We start from the raw sequence: 7,313 nt of genomic DNA on the forward strand, positions 1-7,313 counted from the left end.
CCTAGCCGCGCTTGGGGCCGAGGGACGCACCGACGAGCGCCCCGAGGCCCACACCCACCAGGATGCCCACGAACGGTGAGTTGAACACGAGCTGGCCAACGACCAGTCCCACCGCGGCACCGATGAGGCAGGCGATCCACAACTGGTTGTTCATGGCGCCTCCAACGGCGTTGTCAGGTTTGTGGTGTGGCCCGGCGGGCGCCGAGGAACCTCTTGCGCGGAGTCTCCCCCGCTTGCACGTCGGCCTCGCGGATAGCCGACCATGCTGTCGATATGAGGTAAACCTGGCTGACCAGGTTGAACCAGATAAGCAACCCGATGATAATCGCGAAGGAGGCCAGGACCGGGTTGTTCCCTGCCCTGGCAAGGAGCTCGGTGCTGAAGAACTGCAGGACCGTTGTCCCGACGCCGGCCAGGACCACCCCTTCCAGGAACGCCTGGCGGCCCAGCTTCAGTCCACCGGCCAAGCGGAACAGCACGGCCGCCGTCGCGCAGTTCAAGAGGAGCGGGACCACGATCTTGACGACGGCGGCGATCGGACCGGCGATCGACTCGTCCAGGCGGAGAGCGTCGAAAATCCAGTCGGCGGCGGTACCGAACACCAGCGAGGCACCGGCGCTGACCACCAAAATGACCCCGAGGAGCAGCAACGTTCCGGCGTCCACGAGCTTCTGCAGCACGGCGCTGCGCTGGAGGGGGTCAGCCTGCATGACTCCGCGCACGCCTTCCCGGACGCTCGCAATCCAGCCCAAGGAGGTGAAAATCGTGACGACGGCTGCGATGGCGGCAGTCCAGCCGAGGCCGGAGGGGTTCAACAGCGTCTGCGGGTCCACCAGGCCCTCACCGCCATTAACTTGCAGGAGCCCGGGCGCCGCCGACGCCACGCTGCGGATGACAGCGTCCTCCAGGACGGGGTTGCCGCCCAAGACGATGCCCGCGATGGCGAAGCCGGTGGTCAGGAGGCCGGTGACGGAGAAGAACATGTTGAAGCCGATGCCCGCGCTCAGCAGCGGCCCATGCTGGCGGGAGTAATGCTGGAAGGAGCGCATGGCCCGGTTGGTATTCAGCTTGGCGAGGGCCAGGGCAAAGAAAGCGGCGGCCCTTTTGGGCAAGCCGTCGCCGGCACGCTTGCTGTGGCCCCAGTCCTGCCGTTTGTGGAGGAGTTCGAGTTTGAGCTTGGCCAGCTCAGTTGGCAGCGGAGGACTGTCCGCCTGTTGACGTGGATTCCGCCTGCTGGTCTTCGTCACTGTCGCCGCCAAAGTCGAGCTCTTCCCGTAGCTGCCAAATTCCATTGGTGTCGTGCTCGTAAAGTCCCATGCTAACCACTGGGAAGGTTGCCCGGTAATCACTGAGCACCGTTTCGGCCTCGTCAAGATTTTCCTGGGCAACATCGTGGGCCACCGTGACGTGCGGGTGGTACGGGAAGGGAAGCAATCGCTCCAGGGGGCCGGTCTGCAGTTTCTCGTGGAGCTGCACGCATTCCTCGAAGCCTTGCTCCACGTTCACGAACACCACGGGAGAAACCGGACGGAAGGAACCGGTGCCGGAAATGGTGATGGTGAACGGGGGCTGGGTCTGCGCTATCGCCCGAACGTGGTCCCGGGTGGCTTCCCAGTCCTGCGTGGGAGTCGTGGTGATCAGGGTGATGTGCGCCGGAATGACCTCGGCCATGGGGTCGCCAAACGACGCCCGCCAATCCTGGAGCTCCTGCGCGATCTCCGGCGGGAACCCGAGGATCACGCCAACGCACATGGCGTCACCGGCACCGCAACCGGTGCCGGTGACAGCGGGCTGGCGCGAACCGTCCGGACCGGCACCCTGGCGGGAGTCGGCCTGGATGTTGAGCTGACCAGCGGCGCACATGGATTTAGCGGACTCCCTGCTCTGCTCCGCGGTAGGGCAGGAACCCCACTTTGGAGTAGACGTCGGCGAGGGTGGCGGAGGCAATCTCCCGGGCCTTGTCCGCGCCAAGCGCCAAGAGGCGGTCCAATTCGGCGGGGTCGGCCAGGAGTTCGTTGGCACGTTCGCGGATGGGGGCCAAGTGACCCGAGACGAGTTCTGCGAGGTCCACCTTGAGGTGGCCATACATCTTGCCCTGGTAGTCAGCCACGATCTTCTCCACTGGCATACCGCTGATGGCCGAGTAGATGGTCAGCAGGTTGGAAACGCCGGGCTTGTTCTCGCGGTCGTAGCGGATCTCGGTCTCGGTATCCGTCACGGCCGACTTGATGCGCTTGGCCACGGTCTTGGGCTCGTCGAGCAGGTTGATGAGGCCCGCCGGCGATTCCGCTGACTTGGACATCTTGGCCGTGGGGTTCTGGAGATCGTAGATCTTGGCCGATTCCTTCTGGATGAAGGCCTCGGGCACCTGGAACGTCTCCCCGAACCGGCTGTTGAAGCGGTTGGCGAGGTCCCGGCTAAGCTCCACGTGCTGGCGCTGGTCTTCGCCTACCGGTACGCCGTGCGGCTGGTAGAGCAGGATGTCCGCAGCCTGCAGGATGGGGTAGGTGAACAAGCCCACGCTGGCGTGGTCCGAGCCCTGCTTCTGGGCCTTGTCCTTGAACTGGGTCATGCGGCCGGCTTCGCCCATGCCGGTGATGCAGTTCAGGACCCAAGCGAGCTGTGCGTGTTCGGGAACCTGGGACTGGACGAACAGTGTGCACTTTTCCACGTCAACCCCACCGGCAATGTATTGCGCTGCGGTGACACGGGTGCGGCGTGCGAGTTCGGCCGGGTCCTGCGGGACCGTGATGGCGTGCAGGTCCGGGATGAAGAAGACGGCGTCGTACTCGTCCTGCATGCGGACCCAGTTGACCAGGGCACCGAGGTAGTTGCCCAGATGAAGGGAGTCGGCCGAAGGCTGCATGCCGGAGAGCACGCGGTGCTTGGCCCCGGCAGCAAGCTTGGTGGAGGTCACGGGGTTGGCGGTCGGCAGAACGGCTGCGTCAGTTTCAGCTGTAGTCATGGGGTAGATACTTTCGTCAAGCTTTAGAGCCGGTAGTCAACAACCACCGGCGCATGGTCGGAGAAGCGGGTGTCCCACGAAGGCGCCCGGTCCACTACTGCCGAGAAAGCCGCGGCAGCGAGTGCGGGAGTAGCCAGGTGGTAGTCGATGCGCCAGCCAGTGTCAGTGTCAAAGGCTTTGCCGCGCTGGGACCACCAGGTGTAGGGGCCGGCGACATTTCCTGCCAGGCCCCTGTGGACATCCCTCCATCCGATCTCTTCGCCGAAGAAGCGGTCGAAGTAGGCACGCTCCTCCGGGAGGAAGCCGGCACGCTTGACGTTGCCCTTCCAGTTCTTGATGTCGAGTTCGGTGTGACCCACGTTGAGGTCGCCCACCACCAGTGCGTGATCGCTGTGCTTGGCCAGTTCAGGCAAGCGGGTGGTCATGGCGTCCAGGAAACGGTACTTGTCATCCTGCTTGGGCGTTCCAGCCTCGCCGGAGTGCACATAGGCGCTGACGGCGGTCAGTGTGGTTGCCTCACCTGCGGAGTTCCGCAGGGCGAAGTCGGCTTCGACCCAGCGTCCGGAAGTATCGAAGTATTCGTCTCCGTTGCCGACCCGCGTGGCGGTGGGTTCCTGGCGTGAAGCGATGGCTACGCCGGCACGGCCCTTGGCTTCCGCCTCGGAGTGGAGGATGTACCAGCCCTCACCGATCAGCGAGTTGACGATCTCGTCAGGTGCACGGACTTCCTGAAGGCAGAGGATGTCGACTTCGCGCGGCTCCAGCCATTCCGCCATGCCCTTCTTGTAGGCAGCCCTCAGGCCGTTGACGTTGACCGATGCGATGCGAAGGAAATCCTTCTTCAATGCCGTACTCACCCGCTCTACTCTAGTCGATGATGGTTCCGGCCACGGGCTCGTCGGAGTCACCCGAGGACTTGATCATGTCCCGTGCGTTGGTGGACGTGATGGCGATGGTTTCCAGGGCGCGGTTGATGGTGTCCTGGTTGGCATCGGCACCCTTGGCGCGCTCGTCTTCCACCACCCGGACCTGGACCTGGACGATCTTGAAGGAGTGGTCCAGCTTGAGGTCCCGTACCTCGTCCGCCTGGCTGCGTTCGGACACCACCCGGGTGCCGCCATGGTCTGCGGAGGACGACGACGGCGCGCGGCCGGTTGCCGCGGCAAAGGCGTTTTGCGCTTCGGTCAGCTTGGCCCCGGCCCGCTTTGCGGCCCGCTGGATGCTCAAGACGACGAACGCTGCGAGCGCGAGCCAGCCAAAGGAGACAACAGCCACAACCCAGCCCACAACGTCGTTCTGGTTGGCGGCGAAGATCACGGCCACCAGGAAGGCGATGATGACAACGGTCATGCCCAAGCCGCCGATGCGGAAGCCCTTGAGGGGGCCGCGGGCGGACGTGGGCGTGGAGGGGTGCGGGTCACCGAGAGATTGCATGGATCCATTGTCTCAAATGCCCGCAGGTGCCCCTGCACGCTTCCACGGACGGCGAACAGATCCCCGCCGTGCCTACTTCAGGAACAGTTGGCGCAGCCTTCCCGTGGTCAGCATGATTCCCAGCACGATCATCACCAGGTAGTAGCCCACATGGATGGCCGTAGCCGGGGTGAAGACTCCAACGCTGATCTGCCGCAGCAACTCCACGCCGTGCCACAGCGGCATGGCCTGGATGAACCACTGGATGGGCTGCGGGTACACGCTGAGCGGGTAGAACGTGGCGCTGAACAGGAACATTGGCAGCAGGAAGAAGTTGATCCAGTCCATCTGCTGGAAGGTCTTCATGAAGCTGGTGATGCCCATGCCGAAGCTCGCAAAGCCGAAGGCGATGAGCACGGAGGCCGGGATCACCAGGATGGCCCACCACGTGGTCAACAAACCCATGACGCCCATGACTGCCGTGAATCCGGTGGCGTACAGGAGGCCCCTCAGCAGGGCCAGGAAGATCTCGCCGATCGCAACATCCAGCGGCCCAAGGGACGTGTACAGCATGCCTTGGTAGAGCTTGGCGAAGTTCATTTTGAAGAAGACGTTCCAGGTGGAGTCGTAGATGGCGCCATTCATGGCCGAGACGGCAAGGAGCGCCGGCGCAATGTAGGCCGCGTAACTGATCTCCTCGCCACCAGGTCCTTGGACCGTGCCCACGATGGAGCCCATTCCCACGCCCATGGCCAGCAGGAACAACACCGGCTCGAAGAAACCAGACAACAGCACCAGCCACGTGCTGGACTTCGCCGCCATCAACCCACGGGCCACCACGGCCTTGGCGTTGCGGGAGTACAGGGACCCGAACTTCCGTTCGCGGGCCACGTCGGTGGCGCTGTGCCCGCCGGTCAGGACACTCATGAACCCATCCTTTTCACGAACTGACGGCGGACCAGCACAAAGCCCACGGCCGCGGTGGCCACGAGGAACAGCACGTGCGCGAGCGTCAGCAACGGGTTTTCGTCCATGCCGTACGTGAACACCCTGCCCAATTCCGTCCCGTGCCATACCGGGGAGATCCAGCCAATCCACCGGACGGCCAGCGGCAGCGTGTCCAGGGGAAAGAACGTGCCGGAGAAGAGGAACAGCGGCATCACGATGAAGCGCTGCACCAAGGCGAACTGTCCCTTGTCCTGCGTGATGCTCGAGGCATAGGCCATGAGTGGCAAGCCAAAGGACAATGCCGCCACCGTCGCCACGATCGCAGAGACCCAACCCCACGGACCGGGCGAGGCACCGAACAGGGCCACCACGGCGAAATACACCACCGATTGCAGCAGGAACCTCAGACTGCTGGCCATGATGTGGCCCGTGGCGATCTGCTGCGGGACCAGTGGCGAGGCGTGCGGACCGTAGAACACCCGCCGCCACTTGAAGCCGTCCATGATCGGGTAGGAAAACTCCCCCGAGGCCGTCATCACCGCGGCCGACACGAGCAGCGCTGGAGCCACGAATTCCAGGTAGCTGACCCCGCCGAAGACCGATTCGCTGTTCGCATCCACCAAGCTGGCCAGGCCAACCCCCATGGCGAACAGGTACGCCACCGGCTGCCCCACGCTGTAAAGGACCACGGACCAGCCGTAGTTGCGCATGACGCGGAGCACTTGCTCGGCGTAGAAGAATGAACCCCATCTCCGCGCCCTGGCGGCCGAGACGCCAGGTGAGTGTGCGCTCAGAGGTGGCACCGGCGTCGTGCTTGTCTTTTCGCTTCCGTTAGTCAACGAGGCTCCTGCCCGTGAGCCGCAGGAACACGTCCTCCAGGGAGGACCGGCGCACCAGCGAGGTCAGGGGCCGCAGGCCGCGGGCGGAGACCTGCTCCAGAGCGGCTTCGCCATCGTCGGCGTAGATGAGCACACGGTCGGGCAGCGTTTCGAGCCGCTCGCCGATCCCTTCAAGCTCGACGCCGATGGTCGCGTTCCGCTCGGAGCCGAACCTCAGCTCCAGTACTTCGCGGGAGGAATGCTCGCGGATCAGGTTGGCCGGCGAACCCTCCGCCATGATCCGGCCCTTGTCCACCACGATCAGCCGGTCGCACAATTGCTCGGCTTCATCCATGTAGTGGGTTGTGAGGATGAGGGTGACACCGCTTTCCTTGAGCCGGAACAAGCGGTCCCAGAGGATGTGGCGGGCCTGCGGATCCAAGCCGGTGGTGGGTTCATCCAGCAGCAGGATGCGGGGTTCGTTAATGAGCGAGCGGGCAATGGTGAGGCGGCGCTTCATGCCGCCGGACAGGGCATCCACTTTGGAGTTCGCCTTGTCCGTGAGCTGCGCGAATTCCAGGAGCTCGTCGGCTTTGGGCTTGAGGTAGCTCAGCGGCAACCCGAAGTACCGGCCGTAAACGATCAGGTTTTCGCGGACCTTCAACTCTTCGTCGAGGTTGTCCTGCTGCGGAACCACGCCCAGGTGCGCCCGCACTTCCGGACCGTGGGATTCGGGATCCAGGCCCATGATGTCGAGGGTCCCGGAGGTGCGCTGGGAGACACCCCCGATCATTTTCATGGTGGTGGACTTTCCAGCGCCGTTGGGACCGAGCAGTCCGAAGGACTCCCCCGCCGGGACCTCGAAGGAGATGTTATCCACGGCGGTGAGCTCACCATAGGTCTTGGTGAGGTTGTGCGCGCGGATGACGGTGGGTGGGTTCATGGCGGACGTTTCGTGCTGCGATTCCGGGAGGGCTGCAGGGCGGGTTGCTTCATTGTGCACCCTCAGCAGACTAGTAGCGCCCACCGATATGTGAAAGAGCTCTTGCAGATATTCGCCCAACTGGCTGGCAGTTGTGGTTGTTCTGAGCCCTTCGAATCATGCGGTGATCGCAACACCTGATTATTGAAGGGTGTCGATTGCCGTGGTGAAGTTCTCGAATCGTTTG

General features: G+C 63.7%; 9 protein-coding genes. All 9 read right to left on the reverse strand.

The features are described from left to right. Window position 1 precedes the first annotated feature (1 nt). A complete protein-coding gene (locus ACIQTZ_RS22270; protein WP_402984183.1) occupies window positions 2-154 on the reverse strand; it encodes a hypothetical protein in 153 nt (50 codons plus the stop codon). A 19-nt stretch (window positions 155-173) separates the two neighbouring features. Then, window positions 174-1,259 (reverse strand): YihY/virulence factor BrkB family protein, encoded by a 1,086-nt coding sequence (locus ACIQTZ_RS22275; RefSeq protein WP_402984186.1) that lies wholly within the window; start codon window positions 1,257-1,259, stop codon window positions 174-176. Next, the gene (locus tag ACIQTZ_RS22280) at window positions 1,186-1,863 is read right to left on the reverse strand and encodes a 2'-5' RNA ligase family protein (protein WP_402984188.1); all 678 of its coding nucleotides are present in this window, start codon (window positions 1,861-1,863) and stop codon (window positions 1,186-1,188) included. The genes ACIQTZ_RS22275 and ACIQTZ_RS22280 overlap by 74 nt, the downstream gene beginning before the upstream one ends. Before the next feature lie 4 nt (window positions 1,864-1,867). Beyond that, window positions 1,868-2,965 (reverse strand): tryptophan--tRNA ligase, encoded by a 1,098-nt coding sequence (gene trpS, locus ACIQTZ_RS22285; protein ID WP_402984190.1) that lies wholly within the window; start codon window positions 2,963-2,965, stop codon window positions 1,868-1,870. Window positions 2,966-2,988: 23 nt separating this feature from the next. Beyond that, a complete protein-coding gene (locus ACIQTZ_RS22290; RefSeq protein WP_402984192.1) occupies window positions 2,989-3,822 on the reverse strand; it encodes an exodeoxyribonuclease III in 834 nt (277 codons plus the stop codon). A 10-nt stretch (window positions 3,823-3,832) separates the two neighbouring features. Continuing rightward, the gene (locus ACIQTZ_RS22295; RefSeq protein ID WP_402984195.1) at window positions 3,833-4,399 is read right to left on the reverse strand and encodes a hypothetical protein; all 567 of its coding nucleotides are present in this window, start codon (window positions 4,397-4,399) and stop codon (window positions 3,833-3,835) included. Window positions 4,400-4,471: 72 nt separating this feature from the next. Then, complete coding sequence (locus ACIQTZ_RS22300) at window positions 4,472-5,305, reverse strand: ABC transporter permease (RefSeq protein ID WP_402984198.1); 834 nt, start codon at window positions 5,303-5,305, stop codon at window positions 4,472-4,474. Beyond that, complete coding sequence (locus ACIQTZ_RS22305; protein WP_402984204.1) at window positions 5,302-6,129, reverse strand: ABC transporter permease; 828 nt, start codon at window positions 6,127-6,129, stop codon at window positions 5,302-5,304. The genes ACIQTZ_RS22300 and ACIQTZ_RS22305 overlap by 4 nt, the downstream gene beginning before the upstream one ends. Window positions 6,130-6,157: 28 nt before the next feature. Continuing rightward, a complete protein-coding gene (locus tag ACIQTZ_RS22310) occupies window positions 6,158-7,087 on the reverse strand; it encodes an ABC transporter ATP-binding protein (RefSeq protein ID WP_400331618.1) in 930 nt (309 codons plus the stop codon). Between the last annotated feature and the right edge of the window lie 226 nt (window positions 7,088-7,313).

It is taken from the genome of Paenarthrobacter sp. NPDC090520 (genome assembly GCF_044769205.1).
GTDB lineage: Bacteria > Actinomycetota > Actinomycetes > Actinomycetales > Micrococcaceae > Arthrobacter.

Bases quoted from the DNA above. Each gene is read 5' to 3' on its own strand.
- ACIQTZ_RS22310 (WP_400331618.1), bottom strand. From the start codon at position 7,087: ATGAACCCACCCACCGTCATCCGCGCGCACAACCTCACCAAGACCTAT.
- ACIQTZ_RS22270 (WP_402984183.1), bottom strand. From the start codon at position 154: ATGAACAACCAGTTGTGGATCGCCTGCCTCATCGGTGCCGCGGTGGGA.
- trpS (WP_402984190.1), bottom strand. From the start codon at position 2,965: ATGACTACAGCTGAAACTGACGCAGCCGTTCTGCCGACCGCCAACCCC.
- ACIQTZ_RS22280 (WP_402984188.1), bottom strand. From the start codon at position 1,863: ATGTGCGCCGCTGGTCAGCTCAACATCCAGGCCGACTCCCGCCAGGGT.
- ACIQTZ_RS22295 (WP_402984195.1), bottom strand. From the start codon at position 4,399: ATGCAATCTCTCGGTGACCCGCACCCCTCCACGCCCACGTCCGCCCGC.
- ACIQTZ_RS22300 (WP_402984198.1), bottom strand. From the start codon at position 5,305: ATGAGTGTCCTGACCGGCGGGCACAGCGCCACCGACGTGGCCCGCGAA.